This window comes from Kineosphaera limosa NBRC 100340 (assembly GCF_000298215.1).
In the GTDB taxonomy this organism is placed as follows: Bacteria; Actinomycetota; Actinomycetes; order Actinomycetales; family Dermatophilaceae; genus Kineosphaera; species Kineosphaera limosa.
This window is the reverse complement of the sequence record NZ_BAHD01000055.1, coordinates 1-23,533: the sequence shown is the minus strand read 5'-3', so window position 1 is coordinate 23,533 and position 23,533 is coordinate 1. Positions and strand designations below refer to the sequence as shown.

General features: G+C 71.0%; 18 protein-coding genes. 3 read left to right on the top strand and 15 right to left on the bottom strand.

The genetic code is table 11. From position 1 onward, the window contains the following. Positions 1–22: 22 nt before the first annotated feature. The 4 genes from KILIM_RS15070 to KILIM_RS15055 form a co-directional block, all read right to left on the bottom strand. On the bottom strand, positions 23–592 hold the full coding sequence (locus tag KILIM_RS15070; protein WP_040563536.1) for a hypothetical protein: 570 nt from the start codon (positions 590–592) through the stop codon (positions 23–25). A gap of 413 nt (positions 593–1,005) precedes the next feature. Continuing rightward, positions 1,006–1,572, bottom strand: a complete 567-nt coding sequence (locus KILIM_RS15065; protein ID WP_006593582.1) for an RNA polymerase sigma factor — start codon at positions 1,570–1,572, stop codon at positions 1,006–1,008. A gap of 32 nt (positions 1,573–1,604) precedes the next feature. Next, the gene (locus tag KILIM_RS15060; protein ID WP_006593581.1) at positions 1,605–2,321 is read right to left on the bottom strand and encodes a phosphatase PAP2 family protein; all 717 of its coding nucleotides are present in this window, start codon (positions 2,319–2,321) and stop codon (positions 1,605–1,607) included. A gap of 140 nt (positions 2,322–2,461) precedes the next feature. Then, positions 2,462–5,425: an FAD-binding and (Fe-S)-binding domain-containing protein gene (locus KILIM_RS15055; protein ID WP_006593580.1), complete on the bottom strand. Its 2,964-nt coding sequence runs from the start codon at positions 5,423–5,425 to the stop codon at positions 2,462–2,464. A 379-nt stretch (positions 5,426–5,804) separates the two neighbouring features. Here KILIM_RS15055 and KILIM_RS15050 point away from each other — a divergent pair, with 379 nt between their 5' ends. Both KILIM_RS15050 and KILIM_RS15045 read left to right on the top strand, forming a co-directional pair. Beyond that, a complete protein-coding gene (locus KILIM_RS15050) occupies positions 5,805–8,006 on the top strand; it encodes a hypothetical protein (RefSeq protein ID WP_006593579.1) in 2,202 nt (733 codons plus the stop codon). Positions 8,007–8,092: 86 nt separating this feature from the next. Beyond that, positions 8,093–8,956, top strand: coding sequence for an enoyl-CoA hydratase (locus KILIM_RS15045; RefSeq protein WP_157551743.1), 864 nt, complete (start codon positions 8,093–8,095; stop codon positions 8,954–8,956). 76 nt (positions 8,957–9,032) lie between these two features. On the opposite strand, the gene KILIM_RS22520 is transcribed toward KILIM_RS15045, so the two are convergent. Further along, positions 9,033–10,811: an HNH endonuclease gene (locus KILIM_RS22520; protein WP_255247672.1), complete on the bottom strand. Its 1,779-nt coding sequence runs from the start codon at positions 10,809–10,811 to the stop codon at positions 9,033–9,035. 627 nt (positions 10,812–11,438) lie between these two features. Here KILIM_RS22520 and KILIM_RS15035 point away from each other — a divergent pair. Continuing rightward, complete coding sequence (locus tag KILIM_RS15035; protein ID WP_040563539.1) at positions 11,439–11,969, top strand: YbaK/EbsC family protein; 531 nt, start codon at positions 11,439–11,441, stop codon at positions 11,967–11,969. Between the two features lie 118 nt (positions 11,970–12,087). On the opposite strand, the gene KILIM_RS15030 is transcribed toward KILIM_RS15035, so the two are convergent. The 10 genes from KILIM_RS15030 to infB form a co-directional block, all read right to left on the bottom strand. Continuing rightward, positions 12,088–12,570: a hemerythrin domain-containing protein gene (locus KILIM_RS15030; RefSeq protein ID WP_006593575.1), complete on the bottom strand. Its 483-nt coding sequence runs from the start codon at positions 12,568–12,570 to the stop codon at positions 12,088–12,090. 90 nt (positions 12,571–12,660) lie between these two features. Beyond that, the gene (locus tag KILIM_RS15025; protein WP_006593574.1) at positions 12,661–13,446 is read right to left on the bottom strand and encodes an ABC transporter permease; all 786 of its coding nucleotides are present in this window, start codon (positions 13,444–13,446) and stop codon (positions 12,661–12,663) included. A 75-nt stretch (positions 13,447–13,521) separates the two neighbouring features. After that, complete coding sequence (locus KILIM_RS15020) at positions 13,522–15,501, bottom strand: TIGR03960 family B12-binding radical SAM protein (RefSeq protein WP_006593573.1); 1,980 nt, start codon at positions 15,499–15,501, stop codon at positions 13,522–13,524. A gap of 198 nt (positions 15,502–15,699) precedes the next feature. Further along, positions 15,700–16,509: a hypothetical protein gene (locus tag KILIM_RS15015; RefSeq protein WP_006593572.1), complete on the bottom strand. Its 810-nt coding sequence runs from the start codon at positions 16,507–16,509 to the stop codon at positions 15,700–15,702. 120 nt (positions 16,510–16,629) lie between these two features. Continuing rightward, on the bottom strand, positions 16,630–17,604 hold the full coding sequence (locus KILIM_RS15010; protein ID WP_006593571.1) for a bifunctional riboflavin kinase/FAD synthetase: 975 nt from the start codon (positions 17,602–17,604) through the stop codon (positions 16,630–16,632). Between the two features lie 47 nt (positions 17,605–17,651). After that, the gene (locus KILIM_RS15005) at positions 17,652–18,701 is read right to left on the bottom strand and encodes a zinc-dependent alcohol dehydrogenase family protein (protein WP_006593570.1); all 1,050 of its coding nucleotides are present in this window, start codon (positions 18,699–18,701) and stop codon (positions 17,652–17,654) included. Between the two features lie 5 nt (positions 18,702–18,706). Further along, complete coding sequence (locus KILIM_RS15000) at positions 18,707–19,210, bottom strand: ASCH domain-containing protein (protein WP_006593569.1); 504 nt, start codon at positions 19,208–19,210, stop codon at positions 18,707–18,709. 452 nt (positions 19,211–19,662) lie between these two features. Next, positions 19,663–20,724 carry a tRNA pseudouridine(55) synthase TruB gene (gene truB, locus KILIM_RS14995; protein WP_006593568.1) on the bottom strand — a complete coding sequence of 354 codons (1,062 nt, stop codon included), beginning with the start codon at positions 20,722–20,724 and terminating at the stop codon, positions 19,663–19,665. A 9-nt stretch (positions 20,725–20,733) separates the two neighbouring features. After that, a complete protein-coding gene (gene rbfA / locus KILIM_RS14990) occupies positions 20,734–21,294 on the bottom strand; it encodes a 30S ribosome-binding factor RbfA (RefSeq protein WP_006593567.1) in 561 nt (186 codons plus the stop codon). A gap of 120 nt (positions 21,295–21,414) precedes the next feature. Next, positions 21,415–23,533, bottom strand: a 2,119-nt coding sequence (gene infB, locus KILIM_RS14985) for a translation initiation factor IF-2 (protein WP_255247671.1), incomplete at its 5' end; no start/stop codon positions are given.

Here is a 23,533-nt window from a genome sequence, read left to right as displayed (position 1 = left end):
GACGACCCCGCGCCAGCCCGCATCAGCTCGCCGGGGACGTGGGGCCCTCGCCCGGGATCTCTGGCCATCCGGCATCCGACCAGGGAATGCGCAGTTCGTCCAAGGGCAATTGTTCGGTGCGCCCGTCTCGCAGAGTCGTCGTCGCCGTCAGAGCCTCGATATCCGGCCTCTCACCGGGTGAGGGCCACCACGCGACCCATACTCCGTTCTGGACCGACGCCGCGATGTCTCCCCGGGTCGTGGTGTGCACGACGACGCCGGTGACGTCGCTGCCGGCGCGCCCGTATGTGTAATTTCGGATCTGGCCGTCGCCGGGCAGGTCGATCCCGAAGATGCTCCGCGTGCTCGGCCCGACCGCGCCGCTGATCGCGGTGTCGATCCGGTCCGCGGCAACGGGCCCGGTCGTTGGCGTGCCGGTCATCGTGCCGCCGCCGCTCTCGAGACCACCCCACCATCTCGTCTGCAGCAGACAGTCGGCGAACTGGCCTTGGGGTCCCCGCATCACCGTGAAGGTGAACGGTCCGCGGCGCTCGCTGAGCACAGCGTGGAAGTCCTTTGCCGACGCATACCCGTAGTCGCGCATGTCGTCCATGCTGCCGACCCGGGACCAATACTCCCGACACGCGTCCCCAGCGGCAGCCGTACCTTCGGCATCCACGGGCTGGGGTGATTGTCGCCATCCTGCATACGCCGAGCTGGTGGCCAGCGGCACCCCGACTCCACCCGCGACCACCAAGGCGGTTGCGCTGGCCAGGAGAAGCGCTCGTCGCCCCCGCAGCGGGCGCCGCGCCCCGCCTCCGGGTGCCCCCTGAGCACGGGGAGGCGGGGTCGTCGTTGCCCCCTGGTCCGGGGGCGTCGCCACGATGTGTTCCAGCGCGGCCCGCGCGGCATCGTTCAGATCTGCTTCGGAGTGCGTGTGGCGTGCGGTGGCGGAATCCATACCGCGCAGCACGGTCTCGCACGTGAGGTCGCGGCGGCTGGACCGTTGGTCGCGTCGTCGGCGCATCATCGGTTGCCTCCTTCCGGCAACGGGCAGCGCGCTTGGCGCGCAACGGATTCGGTGGTCGCCACGAGGTCGCGCAGGGTGCGGCGGGCTCGTGACAACCGGATGCGGTAGGCGGTGGCGCTGATGCCGAGCACGGCGCCGGCCTGCGCGGAGGTGAGGTCGTCCCAGAAGGCGATCGACAACGCCTCCTGATGCTCGGCGGATAGTCGCGGCCAGGCGCGGGCCAGGTCGAGCCGGGCGGCGAGCAGGTCGGGATGGTCGCCGGGTTCGATGCCTTCGTGGGCGTCTTGGAGGCGGATCGTGAGGGCGGCGCTGCGGTCGTGGCTGCGGCGCGCGTTGGCCAGCACCTTGCGGGCCGCCCCGAACAGCCAGGCGCGCCGTTCGCCGTGGTCGGCCGGCAGGTCGGTGTGGCGGCGCCACGCGATGAGGAAGACCTCGGCGGCGATGTCCTCGGCGTGGCTGGGGTGGCAGCGTCGTTGAACGAACCGCAGCACGTCGCCGTAGGCCTGGGCGTACAGGGCGCGGAAGTCCCCCTGCGCGTCCTGTTCGCCGGATCGGTTGGTCATATCTGGTGCATGTACGGCATCGGTGAGGTGTTTCAGTCGGGTTTTTCGACGGCCGCATTCTCTGCTGCCGACGAGCCGCCTCGAGCCTGGGCCGCGGCGCGCCGATAGCGCACGGTCGTCACGACGAGTTGATGGGCGGCGATGACGACGGCCAGCCACGCCAGGCCCAGCAGCCAGCCGGTCAGCACGTCCGTGAGCCAGTGGTGCCCCAGGTACACCCGGGACAGTCCCATGACCAGGGCGTACGTGATGGCGAGGCCCGCCACGAGGCGTCGGCTGACGGGTCGGCGGGAGCGGGTCAGCACGACGTAGGCGATGATCCCCGCGATGACCACGGCGTTGAGGGAATGCCCGCTGGGGAACGACGCCGAGACTTCGTACGGCGGCACGGCCAGCGCCTGCGGTGGGCGCGCCCGCCCGACGAGGTCCTTGCCGACGACGGTGATGACCAGGGAGCCCGCCGTGGCGATGACCATGAGCACCACGGGCATCACCGAGCGCCACCGCCACGCGAGCGTGCCCATCACCACGCTCACCCAGATCGGAGACAGCACCGGGCCGCCCAGGTCGGTGAACGCTGTGGCCACCGTGTTCAGCCACGGCGTGCGCTCGTCGACCATGGCGTCGAGCACCGGCTGGTCGATGGCGGCCAGGCCGGTGGTGGCGACGACCGACTCGTAGATCTCGCCCGCAGCCCACGTGCAGGTCGCGACCACGGCGAGCCCGATGGCCAGGATCGCGCCGAGCACGAACCACTCGCGGGGGGCCTGCGGCGCGGTCGTCGCTGGCGCCGGGTTCGGCGCGGCTGGCGCAGTTGGCGCTTTTGGCGCTTTTGGCGGGGGCGGTGGCGCGGCTGGCGACGGCGGCGGGGTTTCGCCCGGGTGGTCGCTCATCTGCGGCGCCTCGGGTCGGCCAGCAGCTGCGCGAGGTGGATGCCGGTGCGCGGGGCGAGGTCGGCCAGTTGCGTGCGGCAGGAGAAGCCGTCGGCGAGGATCACAGTGTGCGGATCGGCAGCCCGTACGGCCGGCAGGAGCTGATCTTCGGCCACAGCGACGGACACCTCGTAGTGCCCGTGCTCGACGCCGAAGTTGCCGGCCAGGCCGCAGCAGCCGCCGAGGCGGGTGACCTGCGCCCCGGCGGCTTGCAGCAGCGCCTCGTCGGCCCCCCACCCGAGGATCGCGTGGTGGTGGCAGTGCGGCTGCGCCACGACCTGCACCCCGGCCAGCGACGGCGGCGTGTAGTCGGGGTCGCCGGTCAGCAGCTCGGCCAGAGTCACGGTCGCGGCGGCGACGTCGCGGGCCTCCTGGGTGCCGAGCAGTTCGACCGCGTCGTGGCGCAGCACCGCGGTGCAGCTCGGTTCGAGCCCCACGATCGGCACGCCGGCGACCGCGAGCGGATGCAGGGCGGCGATCGTGCGCCGCAGGATCCTCTTCGCCGCGTCGAGCTGACCCGTGGTGATCCACGTCAGGCCGCAGCACACCGACTCCCCCGTGACGCTGACGTCGTAGCCGGCGCCGCGCAACACGTCCACGGTCGCACCGCCCACCCCGGGGTCGAAGGCGTCACTGAACGAGTCCGCGAAGATGACGACCGGCTTGGCGACCAGCTTGGCGACCGACCCGCTCGACCCGGCCGCGCTCCCTCCGATCGGCGTCACCGCCTGCGAACCCGGCAGCGCCTGCCCCACCGGCACCCCGACCTCCCCCGCGAGCGCCCGGAACGTCTTCTTCGCAAACCGGGGCATGCCGCGGCGCACGTCGACGCCGGCGAGCGCGAGGGCCGCGTGCTTGAGCCCCGGCAGGGTGAGCGCGAGGTTCGCCAGGGTCGGCATGCCGGACGCCAGCCGTGTCCACCGCGGCAGCCACCCCAGCGAGTAGTGGGTGCGGGGCCGCAGCCGGCGCCGGTAGGCCTGATGCAGCACCTCCGATTTGTACGTCGCCATGTCGATGCCCGTGGGGCAGTCCGACGCGCAGCCCTTACAGCTCAAGCAGAGGTCGAGGGCGTCGTGTACCTCCGCGGCCCGCCAGCCGCCGGTGACCAGCGAACCGTTGACCATCTCCTCCAGCACGCGGGCGCGGCCGCGGGTGGAGTCCTTCTCCTCCCGCGTGGCGCGGTAGGAGGGGCACATGACCCCGGCGGGTCCGTCGGCGCGGCACTTGCCGACGCCGGTGCAGCGGTGCACGGCCTGGGCGAAGTTGCCGCCGTCGCCGGCGTAGTCGAACGCGAGCCGGCCGGTGAACCGGCGGGCCTCGCTGACGCGAATCCGGGAGTCGGTGGGGTCGGGGTCGACGATGACGCCCGGGTTGAGCAGGTTGTCGGGATCGAAGGCGTGCTTGAGCCGCCCGAACAGCGCCATCGCCGTCGGCGAGTACATGCGCGGCAGCAACTCGCCGCGAGCGCGCCCGTCACCGTGCTCCCCGGAGAGGGAGCCGCCGTGGGCAGCGACGAGGTCGGCGGCCTCCAGCATGAACCGGCGGTAGGCGCGGGTGCCGCCGGGCCGGTCGAGGGGAAAGTCGATGCGGGCGTGCAGGCAGCCGTCGCCGAAGTGCCCGTAGGGCAGGGTGCTCAGCCCGTGGCTGGTCAGCAGCGCATCGAACTCCCGCAGGTAGGCGCCAAGCCGCGCGGGCGGCACGGCGGCGTCCTCCCACCCGGCGTGCGCCGGCCGGCCCTGGGGAGAGCGGCCGGACAGGCCCGCCCCGTCCTCCCGGATGCGCCACAGCGCGCGGGCCTCCCCGGGATCGCTGACGATCCGGTGATCGAGGGCCTCGACCTCCGCGACGAGCGTGCGGGCGCGGGCCTGCGCTTGCGCCCGCGAGTCGGCGATGACCTCGACCATGAGCCAGGAGCCGCCGCGCGGCAGCTCCGGGACCGCAGCCGCGCCGAACTTGGCGATGACGATGTCGACGATGCGCCGGTCGATGCCCTCGGCCGCCACGACCTCCGGGCGGCGCAGGTGCGGGGCGGCGTCGCCGGCCTCCCCGAAACTGGGGTAGCCGAGCACGACGAGCACGGTGGCCGCGGGCTCCTTGACCAGCCGCACGGTCGCCTCCGTGACGATGGCCAGCGTGCCCTCGCTGCCGACGAGGAAGCGCCCGATGTCCAGGCCGTTCTCGGGCAGCAGGTGTTCGACGGCGTACCCCGAAACCTGCCGGCCGAAGCGGGCGAACTCGGTGCGGGCGCATTCGAGGTCCGCGGCGACCGCGGCGCGGGCGGCCTCGACGACGCCGTCGGCGCCGATGACTGTCGGCCTCGGGCTGGCGCCCCCTCTGGCGCCACCGACGGTTGCGACGCCGGTGCGGGCGCTGAACCGCTCGCCGCGACCGGTGAGGGCGACCAGGGCGGTGATGTTGTCGCTGGTGCGCCCGTAGCCGACGGCCCGGTTACCGCAGGCGTTGTTGCCGATCATCCCGCCGATGGCGCAGCGGGTGTGGCTGGAGGGGTCGGGCCCGAACCGCCAGCCCAGCGGCACGACCTGGCGCTGCAGGGCGGCGTGGATGGTGCCGGGCTGCACGCGCGCGGTGCCGGCCTCGGCGTCGATGTCGAGCACGCGACCCATGTGCCGTGTGAAGTCGAGCACCATGCCGGTGCCGATCGCGTTGCCGGCGATCGACGTGCCGCCGCCGCGGGCCGTGAACGGGGTGCCCGTGCGACGGGCGACGTCGAGGGCCGCGGCGACCTCCGCCTCGTCGCGGGGAAAGACGACAACCCGCGGCACGATGCGGTAGATCGAGGCGTCGCTGGAGTACATCCCGCGCGTCAGGGTGTCGGCGCGCACGTCCCCCACCCCCGCGGCGGCGAGTTCGGCCGCCACGTCCATGACCTCCGCGCCTGAACCACCGACTGGGTTGATCATCGAGGCGGCGCTCGTTGATGCGGCGTTCGTTAAGGCTGCGGCCACAGGCCCGCTGCTCGTCGAGGCAGTGCTGGGCCGCGGGTGCGTCGACATGTCGTCCATCCTGCCGGGTCGCCCGGAGAAACCCGCGGACCGGCCCCCTCGCCGAACGACTGGACCACCGGCGACCCCACTGACCAACCGCTCGATCGGTAGTCCAGTCGGGCTCGGGGCTGCCCAGTCGAAGTCGCCGGTTGCCACGCAAACGCCACCGGCAGAACAACCTCGGCCCAACGTTGTATCTCAGTCGGTTCGGATGCATGCAAGCGACCGGGCCCCCTGGGCGGACGCCTCCTAGCGTTGAAAGGGTCCCCGCAGCCGGCGCGAAAGGTGTTGCCCCGTGCAGACTTTCGTCGCATATGCCGGTGCTCCCACCCCCGCGGAGGAGGTGGCGAGCGCCGTGCAGCGCGTCGAGGCGCGCTACGCGCCGCGTTGGTCGACGCTGCCCCACCGTCACGAGGCGCACGCGATGGGCGACTCGAGCGGCAACTCGAGCGGCAACTCGAGCGGCGACTGGCTGCGAACCGGTCTGGTGCTGTGGCAGGGACCTGCGGCTTCCCGGTGGCCCGCCTGGGCGTCGCAGGGCCGGGTGACGGTCGCCTCCTTGTACGCCCCGGTCGGCTACGAACGGGTGGTGGCCGCCGAGCCGCTGGCCACGGCGCCGCTGCGGCTCGCGGAGCACCTGCACCACCACCCGGCCGCGATCGAGGAGTTGTGCCCGCCGTTCGTCTGCGGCCGGCTCGACTCCGCCTCCGGGCGGCTGACGCTGCACACCGACGCGTTGGGCGTAGGGCGCCTGTTCGAGGTGCGCACGCCTGGCGGCTGGGTATGGAGCAATCGCCCCGAGGCCGCCCTGGCCTTCGCTGGCCTGCCCGCCCGCGCCGACGAATTCGGTTGGCAGCACATCGCCGTCGCCGACGAACTCTTCGGCCACGTCACCGCCTACGAGGGGGTGCGCACGGTCGACGCGGCGACGACGATCGACTGGGACTCCCGCTCCGGCCGGCTGGCCGTCTCCGCAATCGACACCGTGCTCTCGTGGGCCGCCGCCGACCCGCGAGCCGAATCGGGCGATCTCGTCGAGGCCGCCGCCGACCAGTTGACGACGATCGCGCGGTCGGTGACGCGGCTGTACGCGGACCGTCCGGTCGTCGACCTCACCGGAGGCCGCGACTCTCGTCTCGTGGCCGCCGCATTCTTGGCCGCCGGCGCGGACCTCACGCTGCACACCCACGACGCGTTGCCCGGGGATCTGGTGACGGCCCGCGAGCTCGTCGCGCTGCTACCCGACCCTCCCGAGCACCGCATCGAGCACGTCGCCTCCGGCGGCATCGGCGCACCGCCGTCGTGGGAGGCGATGGCCAACGCCCGTGCGTGGCACGCGTTCGCGGAGGGGTTGCGGCCGTTCAGCTACCTGCACTACCGGGCGCCCGAATCGCTGGATGCCGCGCGTCCCCTGGCGATCGGCGGCGCCGGCGGGGAGGTCGCCCACGGCTTCTTCTACACCGCCCGCCGAGCGGAGTGGGAGGCGCTGGGGCGCCACGCGATGCTCGCCGCGTTCGCCGAGTCGATCGTGTCGCGCTTCGCTCCCGCCCCGGGCGCCGATCCGGGTGCGCGGACCGCGCTGCGGGCCCACATCGAGGGGACGCTACGGGACATCGCCGACCGCGGCTACCCCGACGCCTCCGTGCTCGACGTGTTCTACCTGCGCGAACGCATCCGGCGGTGGGGCTCCACAGGGGAACGCCCCGGGGTCGTGTCGCCACTGTTCGCCACGAGCTTCCTGCGGGCGTGCCTGAGCCTTACCCCGACGCAGCGGTCCGCGAACGAACTGCATCGCGCCCTGACCCGTCGCCTGGCACCACAGTGGGCCGATGTGCCGTACTTCCCGGCCGAGCGCCCGGCGAACGAGCCGGGCAGGCCGAAACCCGTGGCGCCGCGGCTGATCCGCGTGGGTGATGCCGTCGACCGAGACGCGATCAACAGCCTCCTCTCCGATGCGTCCGCCTGGTCCGCAGCGTTCGACACGCCGCTGGTGCGCCGCCTGTGGGCCGACTCGGTCGGGGGCCGCACCGACGCCCGATCGGAGCGGGTGCTGCGGGCCGCCGTGTGGCGCGGAGCCTTCACCGACCACCTCGCGGCACTGGCGGGCGAGACGGTGACGAGGCCGGTTGTCCCGTGGGCGCCGACGGCGGTCGATCGCCGCCCCATCGTGTTGGAGGCCCCGGTCGTGACGCAGGTGCCGGCACCCGCAGCCAAGGGCGGGGCGAACTCCGTCGCCAGTCCGCGCGCGGTCGCCGCCGGGACGCTCTGGCCCGAGCGCGCGGGAGCCGCACCGCCGCGGGTGGACCGCTCGAGCGCCCTGCGCCTGGATCTGGAGCGGGTCACCGAACTGCAGGCCGAGTCCGCCCGCATCGTGACCCGCCGGGTGGCTCGAGGCCTGGCGAGCTCCCCCGTGTGGACCCATGTGCGGCACACTCCGACCGGCACTCTCATCCGCCGGGCCGCCGCCTCCGCTCGCCGCCGCGGCCTCCGCTTCTGAGGACCACACCCGACCCGAACGACCTGTGCTTGGGCGAGGACGGGCGTTACGGTGGCCGGGACAACGCGCCGACGCAGGAGGGCCCGATGACCAGTGACACCCAGGCGACCACCGGCGAGGCGATCGGCTCGACCGGCGGCCTTGAGCAGAGCGGGAACGAGCAGAGCGGGAATGAGCAGAGCGGCTACGAGCACATCCGCCTCGAGCGAGACGGGGCGATCACGACGGTCACGATGAACCGTCCCGCCAAACGCAACGCCCTCTCGCGCGACCACATGCTGGAGTTGCTCGACGCGTTCACGGGGATCGCCGACGACCGGGCGTGCCGGGTGGTGGTGCTCCGCGGCGCGGGGCCGGCGTTCTGCGCCGGCCATGACATCGCCGAGATGGTGGGTCGGGACAAGGCGTTCTACGACGAACTGTTCGACGTGTGCGCGCGGCTGATGCTCACGATCCAGTCGATCCCGCAGCCGGTCATCGCGGCGGTGCACGCGCTCGCGACCGCGGCGGGCTGCCAGCTGGCGGCGACATGTGACCTCGTCGTGGCGACCCCGCAGGCGAAGTTCGCCACGCCGGGGGTGAAGATCGGTTTGTTCTGTTCGACGCCGATGGTCGCGTTGAGCCGGGCCGTCGGGCAGAAGGTCGCGATGCACATGCTGCTGACCGGCGAGCCGATCGACGCGCAGGCCGCGCACGCCGCGGGGCTGGTCAACGAGGTCACCGACGACCTCGATGGCACGGTCGCGACCCTGGCGGACCGCCTGGCCCAGTCAAGCCCGCTGGTCTTGGGTATCGGCAAGGAGGCGTTCTACCGCCAGGCAGCGATGAGCACGCCGGAGGCGTACGCCTACACGAAGGGCGTCATGGCCGACAACGCCGTTCGCGCCGACGCCCAGGAGGGCATGGACGCCTTCGTCACGAAGCGCTCCCCCACCTGGACCGGCGCCTAGGCATCCCCCGACGATCTCGACCCTGTCGGGCTCCTCCCCTGCGTTTCCGCCAACAACCGCCTACCGAACGGGCCGGCTAGAACGGCAGGTTCTCGCTGAGGTACTTGTTGGCCGCGTCGAGCTGGGACCGCAGTGATTCGTTCTGCTCGCGTAGTCGTTCGTTGTCTTGGGTCAGTTCGAGTTGGAGGTCGAGTTCGAGGCCGGCGCGGTACGCGGCGACCGGATCGTCGTGCGGATCCACTTCTTGGGCTCCGTCGCCTTGGGTTCTTTCGCCTTGGGCTCTGTCGCCTTGGGCTCTGTCGCCTTGGGCTCTGTCGCCTTGGGTTCTTTCGCCTTGGGTTCTTTCGCCGTGGGCTCTGTCGCCCGGTGGTCGGTCGATCGGCGACCGTCGCGCGCCGCTCGGGCCGTCGGCGCCGACATTCGCGCCGGGAACGTCGCGGCCGCCGTCGCGGTGCGCACGATCGTCGGGGCCGTGGTGCGCACGATTGTCGGTGCTGTTGGTGCTGTTGGTGCTGTCGGGGCTGTCGGGGCTGTCGCGACTGGTGGTGTCGTGGATGCCGAAGTCGCGGTAGTCCATAGGGTAGGTGCTGGTGATCGTGCCGTCGGTCAGGCGCCAGCTGACGACTCCGGTGTCGTCCATGTGGGCGGACCAGTGCCGTCGACTCTTGGCGCGGTGATGCCCGGCGCAAAGGTCCTGCAGGTTGGTGCCTTTGGTGGGTCCGCCGTCGCGGCGTTCGTGGACGTGGTCCAGTTCGGCGTGCGCCGCCGGGCGGGTGCACCCCGGGGCCCGGCACTGCCCATCCCGAGCCCGCACGACGCGGGCCATGTCGGCGGTGGGCCGGTAGGAGTCGACGGTGGCGTTCATCGCGTACCCAGTCACCGGGTCGGCCACGATCCGCCGCCACACACTCCCCCGCGCGTAGGCCAGGTCGCGCACGACGTGCGCACCGACGAGGGCGTCTTCGACCAGCCCAGGGACATCGTTGGCGCCGAGCAGCGACGCCGCGGAGACGACGACATTGATGACCGCGGGCGGCCAGCCACCCTCCTGCGGGACATCGATGCTTGTGGCCGCGTCCTGGCCGGGGTGGCCGAAGATCATCAGGTCGAGGGCGGCGTCGGCGCGTAGCTGGGCCAGGGTGCGTTGGTCACCGGCGGCTTTCGCGCTCTTGGCGATGGCGTCCAGGCGGGTCATCGCGGCGACGACCCGGGTCTCGGGGCCGGTCACCTCCAGGCCGCCGGCGCGGTCGTCGAGGTGGAACAGCCGCACCTCGCGCCGCTCATGCACCGCCTTCTCCTGTTTCGCCGGGCCCGCGACCCCCCAGACCGCGCGGCGCACCCGGGTGCGGAACAGACCTTGGGAGACCGGGATCCCCCGCGTGGCCCGATACCCACGGGCATGCTCGACGACCTGATCGATCAGGAATTCGCGCTGACCGACGGTGATGTCCAGCTCGCTGGCCTCCTTGAGCAGCCGCGACGCCTGAGGCATCGTCACCGCCCCCTCGGCCACCGCGGCGGTCAGCGTGGTGGCCAGGGGCTCGGGCGCGGTCCCCACCCGGGCCCGGTCGACCCAGACGCCCCGAAACCCGCCACACACCGTCGTCGCCGTGTCGACGATCGAGGTCCGCGCCTTGGCCTGCATCGCCGCCAGACTCGAAGCGCACGGCTCGTCCTCGGTCGCATTGTCGATCTGCCACCGCTGCACATCGATCAGCGTCTGCTGCTGGACCATCCACCCCAACAACGCCGCCCGCCGCACCTCCTGACACGCCGACCGGGCCTCCAACTCCTGCAACTCCGCCGACGCCTGCGCCACCGTGAAGCCCTCCGGGAACTCCCGAAAGTCGTCCACGTCACCCTCGCCAGACACCCCGGGACATGGCTCGCCCGCCTTCGCTTCGCCGCCACCGTCGTCGCCAAGACCGACGCCGTTGGCAGGACCGCGGTCGGCGGTGGATTCACCCGACGGCCCCATTACGACTCCACGCACCTCAGACGGCTCCCCGCCGGACTCTCCACCAGACTCAGAACGGTCGACCGACGACCCCTCAGGCATCGGATCGGGCAGCAGCGCCTCGACCCGACCATCGACAACCGCGAACTGCGGCCACACCCCATGCGTCAGGAAGTGCTCCAAGACCTCCGCCGTCACCGACACCGTCAGGACATGCGTGCAATCACCGTGACCATCCGCCGCACCCGCAGGCGCGGCATGCCGACTGCCGCCATCGCCCCTCCACCCCGACATGACACCCCCAAAGACCAACTGCCCGGCTCGACCCAGTTCGAGCCGAGTACCTGCCCCTAGCTTAGGCGAGATCAGTCGAATATGGGCACATCTGTACTAGTTTTTTGATACGATTAACTATGGTGCGAAAATCGCACATATATACGACTCCAACCGAGTTGCCTTCGATCGCGCGGGTGACCGCATAAGCCTCTGGCGAAGGCGATCGAGCGCGGAGGTAGCGTGTCCGCCATGCCCTCTGCCGAAGGAACCCTGGACTGGCAGCCGCTGCGCGACCACCTCGACCTCGTCGCGGAGCCGGTAGCTGCGGCCGCCCACCTCGCGCCGGACGCCCGGGTCGCGGCGATCGACGGGACGCTGGCCGACACCGCCGCGTTCTGCGAGGCCTACGACGTGGCGCCGGAGGCCTCGGCCAACTGCGTCATCGTGTTCGGCCGGCGCGGCGAACAGACAACGTACGCGGCGGTCATGGTGCTCGCGACCGACCGGGCCGACGTCAACCGGGTCGTCCGTAAGGAGCTGGGCCTGCGCAAGCTGTCGTTCGCCGACCAGGCCCAGGCGCAGGAATTGACCGGGATGCGCCAGGGCGGCATCACTCCGATCGGGCTGCCGCCGGAGTGGCCGATCCTCGTCGACGAGGCCGTCGCCGCGGCTGGCCCTGTCGTCATCGGCGGCGGCGTGCGCGACAGCAAGATCCTGCTCGACGGCGCCGCGCTCGCGTCGCTTCCCGGCGCACGAACTCTCCCGCTCGCCATCCGCTGACCCTCCGCGCGCCGCCTCGCTGGCCCTCGACGTCACCGGAGCACGGCTGCGCCCCGTGCGGACACGCCACCAGGGCGCGAGTCTTCACACCCTGCGGTCACGCCACCCAGGCGCAGCATCACGCCGACCGACCACGCGCCTCAGCCTCGGCGCGAACCCGCTCGCACCGCTCCCAATCGGCGACGTCCAAGGCGACGGCCGCGGCCGGGAAGAGCCCGTTGTCCTCGTGAATGATGTGGTCGTACAGCACGTCGAATGCGCGCAGCACCGCGTTCCAATCGATCTCCTGAAGACGCGCGTCGTCGGCGAGCGCCAGTGTGGAGGCGATGAGCTCGTCGAGCTCGTCGTGCTCCTCGTAGAGGATGCCGGCCTGCGGCTCGTACTCCTCGAAGCGCGTCATCGCCAGGTAGAGCGCCCGCTCCTCGACCTCGTTGTGCACCCGCATGATTCGCTCAAGATCGCGCACCTGCGCGAGCGCCCCGGCAGTATCGCCTCGCTCTACGCACCGCTTTGTCTGGCCACAGAGGTTCTGAATCTCGACGTGCTCGGCCATGAGCAGCCCGATGGTCTCGATCTCCTGGCAACCGCAGTACTGGCACATCGCGTGACCTCCCCCCGAAGGCTACGCCCGCACGATCGAGGCCACCCGGGCCAGCGCTTCGGCGGCTCAGCACGTCAGCACAGCAGCACCTCAGCACGGAAGCGGCCGCACCCGACCCCGCACGACGAGCTCCAACACCAGCGCGACACTGATCGACTGGCTGAGCAGGATGCCTGCGAGCACGACGAGCTGCAAAGCGGCCGCCTCCAAAGGCGTGGCGCCGCCGAGCAGCGCACCGACGAAAGCCCCTGGGAGAGTGACGAGCCCGACAGTCCGCGTCTGATCCAACCCCGGCACGAGCGCCAGTCGCGCCGCGTCGCGAGCGACAAGCAGCGCCGCATCGCGGGGCAGGAGCCCGATCGACAGCCCCGCTTCGAACTCGCCCCGTCGTTCGGTCAGGGCGTCGAGGCTGCGCCGGCCGCCGAGGGTGGTGGCAGTCATCGCGTTGCCGATAAGGATGCCGGCGGTCGGGACGAGCGCGATCGGCTGAGCCGGCAGCAGACCCGTGATCAGCAGCGCCGCCGTGACCGGCAGGGCCCCCGCCGCGATCGGCAGCAGCGCCCACCACCGCCGAGTCGCCGCCATGCGCCCGCTGCTGGTCCACGCGGCCACCCCGACCATCACGACCACGAACGCCAGCGTCGCCGGCCACGACCCGAGCACGACCGCGATGACCACGCCGACGGCCGCGAGCTGCAGCGTCGCCCGGGCGACCGCCACCAGTTCGGCGCGCCCGTCACCGAGCCTCGCCGCCCTGCGGATAACCGCGGCCAGCACGGCGAACGCCGCGACCACCGCCACGAGCCGCACGACATCCCACGCCGTGGCCAGCTCGATGAGCGACGGACTCGAGCCGACGGTACTGGTCACAAGCACGCAGCCATTCTCACAGGCGCGCCGTTTGCCGACTCAGCGCCGCTCGATCAGCGCCGCTCGATCAGCGCCGCTTGATCAGCTCTGCCGCTCCAGCATCGCCTCGCGCCCGGAGCCCAACACGGTCAGGGGCAGCAGCTTCTTGCCGGTGGGGCCGATCTCGATGTCGAGGTTCAGCTCGGGGCAGACGCCGCAATCGAAGCAGGGGGTCCAGCGGCAGTCGTCCTGCTCACGCTCATCGAGGGCGTCCTGCCAGTCGTCCCACAGCCACGCCTTGTCGAGGCCCGAGTCGAGGTGGTCCCAGGGCAGGATCTCGCCTTCGAACCGCTCCCGGATCGTGTACCAGTCGACGTCCACGCCGGTCCCGGCCAGCGCGTCGTCGGCGCACCGCATCCACCGCTCGTAGGAGAAGTGTTCGCTCCACCCGTCGAACCGGCCGCCGTCGCGCCACACGGCCTCGATGACCCGACCGACCCGCCGGTCGCCGCGGGAGAGCAGGCCTTCGACGATGCCGGGTTCGCCGTCGTGGTAACGGAATCCGATGGCCGAGCCGTAGCGGCGGTCCGAGCGGATGGCGTCGCGCAGCTTGCGCAGCCGCGCGTCCGTGCCCGGCGCCGACAGTTGGGCGGCCCACTGGAACGGGGTGTGCGGCTTGGGCACGAACCCGCCGATCGAGACGGTGCAGCGGATGTCGCGGCGACCGCTGACCTGCCGCCCCGCCTCGATGACCCGCTTGGCCAGGTCGGCGATCTGCAGCACGTCCTCGTCGGTCTCGGTCGGCAGCCCGCACATGAAGTAGAGCTTGACCTGGCGCCAGCCGGCCTCGTAGGCGGCCGTCACCGTGCGGATGAGGTCGTCCTCGCTCACCATCTTGTTGATGACCCGCCGGATCCGCTCGCTGCCCCCCTCGGGGGCGAACGTCAGCCCCGAACGGCGCCCGTTGCGGGTCAGCTCGTTGGCCAGGTCGATGTTGAACGCGTCGACGCGTGTGCTTGGCAGCGACAGCCCCGTCTGGGTGCCGTCGTACCGGTCGGCCAGCCCCTTGGTGATGTCCGCGATCTCGGAGTGGTCGGCGCTGCTCAGCGACAGCAGCCCCACCTCCTCGTAGCCGGTCGCCGCCAGCCCCCGCTCCACCATCTCCCCGATGCCGGTGATCGAGCGCTCCCGCACCGGGCGGGTGATCATGCCCGCCTGGCAGAACCGGCAGCCGCGGGTGCAGCCGCGGAAGATCTCGACGCTCATCCGTTCGTGCACCGACTCCGCGAGCGGCACCAACGGTTGTTTGGGGTAGGGCCACGCGTCGAGGTCCATCACCGTGTGCTTGGAGACGGTGTCCGGCACCCCGTCGTCGGCCAGGTCGGCGCGCACGGCGATGTCGGCGATGAAGCCCTCGTCGTCGTAGGAGACCGTGTAGAACGCAGGGATGTAGACCCCTCCGGTGCGGGCCAGCCGCAGCAGCACCTCCTGCCGGCCGCCGGGCCGACCAGAAGCCTTCCAGTCGCGGATGATGTCCGTGATCGCGAGCACGGCCTCCTCGCCGTCACCGACCACCACGGCATCGACGAAGTCGGCCACCGGCTCCGGATTGAAGCTCGCGTGCCCGCCGATGAGCACGATCGGGTCGTCGTCGCCCCGGTCGGCGCTGTGCAGCGGGATGCCCGCCAGGTCGAGAGCCGTCAACATGTTCGTGTAGTTGAGCTCGGTCGGGAAGCTCAGGCCGAAGACGTCGAAGTCGCGCACCGCGCGGTGTCCGTCGACGGTCAACTGCGGCACGTCATGCTGGCGCATGAGCTTCTCGAGGTCGGGCCACACCGCGTAGGTGCGCTCGGCGAGGGCGTCGGCCCGCTCGTTGAGCACTTCGTACAGGATCATGACGCCCTGGTTGGGCAGCCCGACCTCGTAGGCGTCGGGGTACATCAGGGCCCACCGCACGGTGTGCGGCCCGCCGCACTCCCAGTCCTTGACCTGGGAGTTCAGCTCTCCCCCGACGTACTGGATGGGCTTGGAAACCCGCTCGAGCAGCGGCTCGAGTTGGTCGAATCGGGACTGTCCAGGCATGGGAGCCAGGGTAGGCGAGGCAGCTGACAGACCCCAACCGGAGCTGCCGGTGCACAAAAAAGCGGGGGTTGCGGCGCCCCTGATTCGCCGCAACCCCCGAGCCGGAGAGTAATAGAGAAGATCTGTGGGTGAAGTCACTGTCCACTGCCGGCTGCGGTGGACAGGTCACCCCCTGGTCGTTGCTTGAAAGTCGACGCCTCAGCGCTTGGCGGTGTGGATGGGGTCGTCGCTCTGGTCACCGTGACCGTCATCCCAACCCTTCATGTGATCGATGCGGTCGTCGCTCTGGTCCTCGTGACCGTCACTCCAACCCTTCATGTGATCGATGCGGTCGTCGCTCTGGTCCTCGTGACCGTCACTCCAACCCTTCATGTGATCGATGCGGTCGTCGCTCTGGTCCTCGTGACCGTCGCTCCAACCCTTCATGTGGTTGATGGGGGCGCCCTTCTTGCCGGGCTTGTGCACGTGCTTGGCGATCGGCTCGACGCCGGGCAGGTCGAAGACCTCGACGCGCTGCACACCCTTGGGCGCCTTGCCGACGACCTTCACGGTGAGCTTGTTGTAGCTGGCGCTGGCCTCACCCTCGACGATGTTGGAGGCGATGACCTTGACCTTGTAGCTGATCCACTTGTCGCCCTTGGACATCGGGGTGCTGACGTTCTCGCGGACGATGCCCGTGGCGTAGGCCCGGTCGTGGCCCCAGCGCTTCCAGCTGAGCTGCTCCAGACGCTGGTTGTTGTCGGCGCAGGAGAGCGTGAAGGTCTTGGGCTGGCGCACCTGGTTGCCCTCGACGCACTCGGTGAGGAAGGTGACCCCGGCGCGGGCCCGGATCGCGGCGCTGTCGCCGCCCTTGCCGCCACCCTTGCCGCCCTGCTGCGCGACGCTCTGGGCGACCGAGGCCTGCTGCGGCGCGCTCTGGAAAGCGGCGGAGGCGGTCATGGCGCCGGGGACGAGCACCGCTGCGGTGCCGACGACTGCGAGGCCGAGACGGACGGGAGTGAGGTTCATGGTCGTGCCCTTCTGTGAGTCGGCCTCTGGGGGGCCGTTGCGATGTCCTTAGATTCCCGTCCGCTTCTCACAGGGCCTGGACACCAACCTCACACGACCTTCACGGTCTGCGTGATCGGCTCACGCGGGCTGCACAGGCACCATCGTGGAGAGGATCTCGCGGCTCTTGGTGACGTCCTCGGCCATGCGGTCCAGCAGCTCATCGACCGAGTCGAAGCGCAGCGTGGGGCGCAGACGAGCCACGAACTCCAGCGTCACGGGCTCCCCGTAGAGGTCCAGGTCGGTGCGGTCCAGCACGTACGCCTCGACGCGGCGCGAGGTGCCCTCGAAAGTGGGGTTGGTGCCGATGGAGATCGCGGCGGGCAGCGTGGAGTCCGGATCGGAGGCGGGGCGCTGCGGGCGCACCAGCCAGCCCGCGTACACCCCGTCGGCGGGCACGAGACCGTCGCAGTGACGTTCCAGATTGGCTGTGGGGTAACCGAGTTCGCGGCCGCGGTGATCGCCGTGCACGACCACCCCGGAGACCCGATGCGGTCGCCCCAGCACGCGGGCCGCGCCCCCGACATCACCGTCGGACAGTAGTTCGCGCACCTGGGTCGAGGACCAGCGCGAGTGCTCCCCGTCGGCACCCTGGTCACGCACCGTGACGACCTCGAAGCCGAACCGCTCCCCCAGCTCCAGCAGCGTGGCCACGTCGCCGGAGTTGCGCACCCCGAAGCGGGTGTCCTCGCCGACGACGACGACCCGCGCCGACAGCGCGTCGACGAACACCTGCTCGACGAACTCATCGGGGGTCAACTGCGCGAACTCGCGGGTGAACTCAAGAACGAGCACCGCGTCGACCCCGGCGGCCTCGAGCAACGCCAGCCGGTGGTCCAGGGACGTGATGAGGCCGGGCGCCCGCTCGGGGTAGAGCACGGCCACCGGATGCGGGTCGAAGGTGACGGCGACCGAGGTCAGCCCGTCGACGGCCTGGGCGAGGACCTCGGTGAGCACGGCCCGGTGCCCGCGGTGCACACCGTCGAAGTTGCCCAGCGTCACCACGCTGCCGCCGATGTCCGAGGGGATCTGGGAGACGTCATTCCAACGCTGCACCCCGCCACTGTAGCGATGGTGGCGCCGGTCGTTTGTCGGCCCGGCCCTCAGCGGGACATGTCGACCACGGTCAGGCCGGCGCTGGAGGCCGGCTCGCTCATCGAGCTCAGCGCCTCGGGCACGTCTTCGAGGCTGATCGTGCGGCCGATGAGGGTCGACAGGTCGATGCGGGCGGCGACGAGATCGAGCATCGCCGGGTACTCGTGGGCGGCCAGCCCGTGGGTGCCGTGCACGCTCAACTCGTGGGCGATGATGCGGTCCATCGGCAGCGCGGTCGTCGCGTCGTCTGCCAGGAGCAGGCCGGCCTGCACGTGCCGGCCGCGGCGGCGCAGCGAGAGCACGCTGGTGCGGGCCGCACCGGGCAGGCCGATGGCGTCGATGCCGACGTGGGCGCCGCCGTCGGTGAGCACCCGCACCCGCTCGGCCACCGTCTCCGAAGACATGCTGTCAGCACACAACACTGTGCGTTCCGCACCGAGAGTGGCGGCCATCGACAACGACCGCGGGGAGACATCGACGGCGATGACCCGGGCCCCGAACGCCGTGGCGATCGCGACCGCGGACAGGCCCAATCCCCCGACGCCGACCACGACGAGCCACTGCCCGGCACGCAGCCAGCCGTGGGTCGTCACGGCCCGGTAGGCGGTGGCGAAGCGGCAGCCCAGTGCCGCGGCCGCCACATCGGAGAGCGATTCGGGCACCTCGACGAGGTTGGTGTCGGCGGCGTGCAGGGCGACATACTGGGCGAACGAGCCCCAGCCGGTGAAGCCCGGCTGCGTCTGGCGCGGGCAGACCTGTTGTTCACCCTGGCGGCACCACACGCACTTGCCGCAGCCACAGGCGAACGGGACAGTCACCCGATCGCCCTCGTCCCAACGGCTCACCCCGGCGCCCACGTCGACGACCGTCCCCACGAGCTCGTGGCCGGGCACGTGCGGCAGGCTGACCGGCTCGTGCCCCATCCACGCGTGCCAGTCCGAGCGGCACACCCCCGTGGCGGCCACGGCGACGATGACGCCACCGGGCGGAGGCGCAGGTTGCGGCACTTCGCGCACCTGCGGCATCTGCCCGTAGTCCTCATAGATGACGGCGCGCATGGCCGCTACCGCTGCTCAGGGGCGGGGTAAAGCACCTCGAAGCGCTCCAACACCACCGGCATCTCGGGGCTGAACCCCCTTTCATGGGTGGCGTTCTCGCGAAAGTAGCGCTCGTGGTCGGCGCGCCACTGGGCGAGCGTGCGGGTGCCCTCACCTTCGGCGCGGGCGTGCTCCTCGTCGACCTCTTCGAACGGCACGATTCGCACCTCGTCGGTGCGGATGAGGGCGCGCGGGTGGCCCTCGCCGTCGAGCACGATGGAGAGGGTGCCGACGCTGGGCAGCGGCTCGTCCTCGGCCTCGTAGTCCCACAGCGCGCTCGCGGTCGCCGTTTTGGTGCCGGCGAGCACGAGCCGCAACAACTCGTCGGCCTGCTGCGGGCTGGCCCCGAACGACCACGCGGGCGGCTGCAACGCCTCCGCCGGCATCGTGCCCATGTAGAACCCCGTGGGATTGAGGCCCGCCACGATCTTGGCGTCGGTCCAGAAGGCGTCGATCTCGTCCTGCGTCACCGCACAAGCCTATGTGGCCAGCCGCTGCGCACCCCGGTCCGACGCGCGCCCAGGCCGTGCAGCACCAGCAGCTGGCGACACCGGGCGGCACCACCCGCCCACCCCCGGGGACGAGTCGTCACTTTAGGGCACCAATCGTCGATCCCGAGTGACGATCCGTCCCCCAAAATGACCACTGGCCACGCGAAAGTGACGACTCGTGCGAGGAAATGACGACTCGCTGCGGCCGAACACCGAACCGCTCGCCCCACCGCCCCACCCCAGGGGACGAGTCGTCACCTTCGGGCACCAATCGTCGATCCCGAGTGACGATCCGTCCCCCAAAATGACCACTGGCCACGCGAAAGTGACGACTCGTGCGAGGAAAGTGACGACTCGTGCATCAAGAACGTGACGAGCCCACCGCGGAAGTGACAACTCGAGCGCCAAAATGACGACTCGGCGGAGCCGTCCTAGGCGCTGGCGGGCGGCACGGCGAACACGGCCTCGGGCAGGACGCGTTCGCGGGACTCGTCGAGGACCGCGACGAAGGTGCCGTCGGGGGCGAATGCGGCGACCGGGCCGATGCGGCCGGGCTTGGCGGAGGGGATGCGGACGCCGTGGCCGACGCGATAGGCCTCCTCGTCGGTCAGTTCGCGGGCGGGCAGCGCGGCGCGGGCCGCGTCCGCCAGCGGCGTCAGTGGCAGGCCGCTGGTGCCCAGCACCGCCGTGGCCAGCTCCTGCGGGGTCTGGGGGCGCGGGGCGCCGGTCGCGCGGGCGGCCTCCAGTTGCTCCATTGTGTGCGCCACCTGCAGGGTGATGCCGCCGACGCGGGTGCGGCGCAGCGCGCTCAGGTGCCCGCCGACGCGCAGCGCCTCGCCCAGGTCGCGGGCCAGCGCCCGCACGTACGTGCCCGAGGAGACGGTGACGGCCACGTCGAGGTCGATGACCGGCGCGCCGATGGGGTCCGGCCCCTCTGGCAGCTCGCCCTCCTGAACGCACTCTGGCAGCTCGCCCTCCTGGACGGTCACGTTCCGGCGCGCCAGCACCTCGAATCGGGAGACGGTGACGGGACGGGCGGCCAGCTCGACCGACTCGCCGGCCCGTACCCGCGCGTACGAGCGCTTGCCGTCGATCTTCAGGGCGCTGACGGCGCTGGGTACCTGTTGGATGTCGCCGGTCAGCGACGCGATCGCCGCCGCAAGCTCGGCCTCCGTCACCGCCGCAACCGCAGCGGACGGCGCGAGCCCGGTCACCTGACCTTCGGCGTCGTCGGTCAGGGTGGCGACGCCGAGCCGGATCGTCGCGGTGTAGTCCTTGTCTGCGCCGACGAGGTAGGTGAGCAGCCGGGTGCCCTTGTTGATGCCGACGACGAGCACGCCCGTCGCCATGGGGTCCAGGGTGCCCGCGTGACCGACCTTGCGGGTGCCCGCCAGCCGCCGGCAGGCGCCGACGACCTGGTGGCTGGTCCACCCGGCGGGCTTGTCGACGACGAGCAGTCCGTCGCCGACGGTGGGGTCGATCGCGCGGGCCACTGGTCGGCTCTAGGCCTGCGCCTGGTTGCCCGGGCCCGCAGCGGGCTGGGCCGCCGCCTGCGAAGACGCCACTGCAGACTCGTTCGAGCCGGACCCGTTCGAGCCGCTCGACCCGTCCGCGTCACTGAAATCGCCGGCAGCCTCGTCGAGCTCGTCCTCGTGCCGGTAGGGGTCGGACTCCCCGGCGTACTGCGCTCCCGCGGCGGCCGCGGCCAGTTCGGCGTCGCGGGCCTTGGTCTTGGCGAGCAACTCCTCCAGGTGCGCGGCCCCCTCCGGGATCGCGTCGGGGATGAACTCGATCGATGGGGTGAGGCGGATGCCCAGGCCCTTGCCGACGGCCGAGCGGATGCGCCCGGTGTTGTCGGCGAGGGCGGCGGCGCTGGCGGCGCGCTCCTCGTCGGTGCCGAACACCGTGTAGAAGATCGACGCGTGCTGCAGGTCGCCGGTGACGCGCACATCGGTGATCGTCACGAACCCCAGGCGCTCGTCCTTGATGCGGTGCTTGATCGTCTCGGCCGCGATGACCTTGATGCGGTCCGCGACCTTACGTGCCCGTGCCGGGTCGGCCATGGTCGTCCCTTCGTTCTGTCGTGCTACTGCCAGCGTGCCGGCAACGGGCGGGGCGCAAGGACCGAGATCCTTGCGCCCCACCCACTGCGGTGCACGTTCGTGAACTGCCCGAGGGCAGGATCAGGCGCGGGGCTTCTCCCGCATCTCGTAGGTCGCGATGAGGTCACCGACCTGGAGGTCGTTGAACGAGCCCAGGTTGATACCGCACTCGTAGCCCTCGCGGACCTCGGTGACGTCGTCCTTGAACCGGCGCAGGCCGGCCACGTCGACACTCTCGGAGATGACGACACCGTCGCGGGTGATCCGCGCCTTGGCGCCGCGGCGAATCTCCCCGGAGCGCACGATCGAACCGGCGATATTGCCGAACTTGCTCGACCGGAAGATCTCGCGGATCTCCGCCGTGCCGACCTCGTGCTCCTCGAACTCCGGCTTGAGCATGCCCTTGAGGGCCGCCTCGATCTCCTCGATGGCCTGGTAGATCACCGAGTAGTAGCGGATCTCGACACCCTCACGCTCGGCGTACTCCGCGTTCTGACCCTCGGCTCGCACGTTGAAGCCGATGATCACCGCGTTGGAGGCCATCGCGAGGTTGATGTTGTTCATCGTGATCGCGCCGACGCCACGGTCGATGATCCGCAGGTCGACCTCTTCACCGACGTCGATCTGCAACAGCGCGTCTTCGAGCGCCTCGACCGAACCCGACACGTCACCCTTGAGGATGAGGTTGAGGGTCTCGACCTTGCCGGCCGCGAGGGCCTGGTTGAGGTCTTCGAGGCTGATGCGCTTACGGGCCTTGGCCAGGGACGCCTGACGGTCGGCCGCCTCACGCTTCTCGGCGATCTGACGGGCCGTGCGGTCGTCCGGCGCCACGACGAAGGTGTCACCCGCGCGCGGCACCGAACTCAGACCGAGCACCTGCACCGGCCGCGACGGCAGCGCCACGTCGAGGTTGTTGCCGTGCTCGTCGAGCATCGCCCGCACACGACCGTGTGCCGAGCCGGCCACGATCGAGTCACCGACCGCCAGCGTGCCGGCCTGCACGAGCACCGTCGCAGTCGCACCACGGCCACGGTCGAGGTTGGCCTCGATCGCGACACCCAGGGCGTCCTTGTCGGGGTTCGCGCGCAGGTCCAGCGCCGCGTCGGCGGTCAGCAGCACGGCCTCCAGCAGGCTGTCGATGTGCAACCCCTGCTTGGCGGAGACGTCGACGAACATCGTGTCGCCGCCGTACTCCTCCGCGATGAGGTTGTACTCCGTGAGCTGCTGGCGCACCTTGTCCGGGTTGGCGCCCTCGACGTCGATCTTGTTGACCGCGACGACGATCGGCACGTCCGCCGCCTGGGCGTGGTTCAACGCCTCGATCGTCTGCGGCATGACGCCGTCGTTGGCGGCGACGACGAGGATCGCGATGTCGGTCACCTTCGCACCGCGGGCACGCATGGCGGTGAACGCCTCGTGACCGGGGGTGTCGATGAAGGTGATCGCGCGGTTCTCGCCCTCGTGCTCCTTGGTGACCTGGTAGGCACCGATGTGCTGGGTGATGCCGCCCGCCTCGCCGGCGATGACGTTGGCGTTGCGGATGGCATCCAGCAGGCGCGTCTTTCCGTGGTCGACGTGACCCATGACGGTCACGACTGGCGGACGCGGCTCGAGGTCCTCCTCGTCCTCCACTTCGACCCCGTAGTCGAGGTCGATGTTGAAGGCGTCGAACAGCTCGCGCTCCTCGTCCTCCGGGCTCACGACCTGGATGTCGAAGCCCAGCTCGGAGCCGAGCACCTTGAACGTGTCCTCGTCGAGGGACTGCGTCGCGGTCGCCATCTCACCGAGGTGGAAGAGCACCGTGACCAGGCTCGCCGGATTCGCGTTGATCTTGTCGGCGAAGTCGGTCAGTGACGCACCCCGACGCACCCGCACGACGGTCTTGCCGTCGCCGCGAGGAACGGAGACGCCACCGATCGTCGGCGCCTGCATCTGCTCGAACTCTTGACGCTTCGCGCGCTTGGACTTGCGCCCACGGACCGGACGACCGCCACCGCGACCGAACGCACCCTGCGCGTTGCCGCGACCACCGGGGCCGCCAGGGCGACCGCCACCGGGACGGAAACCGCCACCGCCGCCGCCACCACCGCGGAAGCCACCGCCGCCGCCCCCACCGGGACGACCACCGGGGCGGGCCGGCCGCTCACCGGGACGCGGGACCGACGCCTGGTTCGGCATCATGCCCGGGTTCGGGCGCACT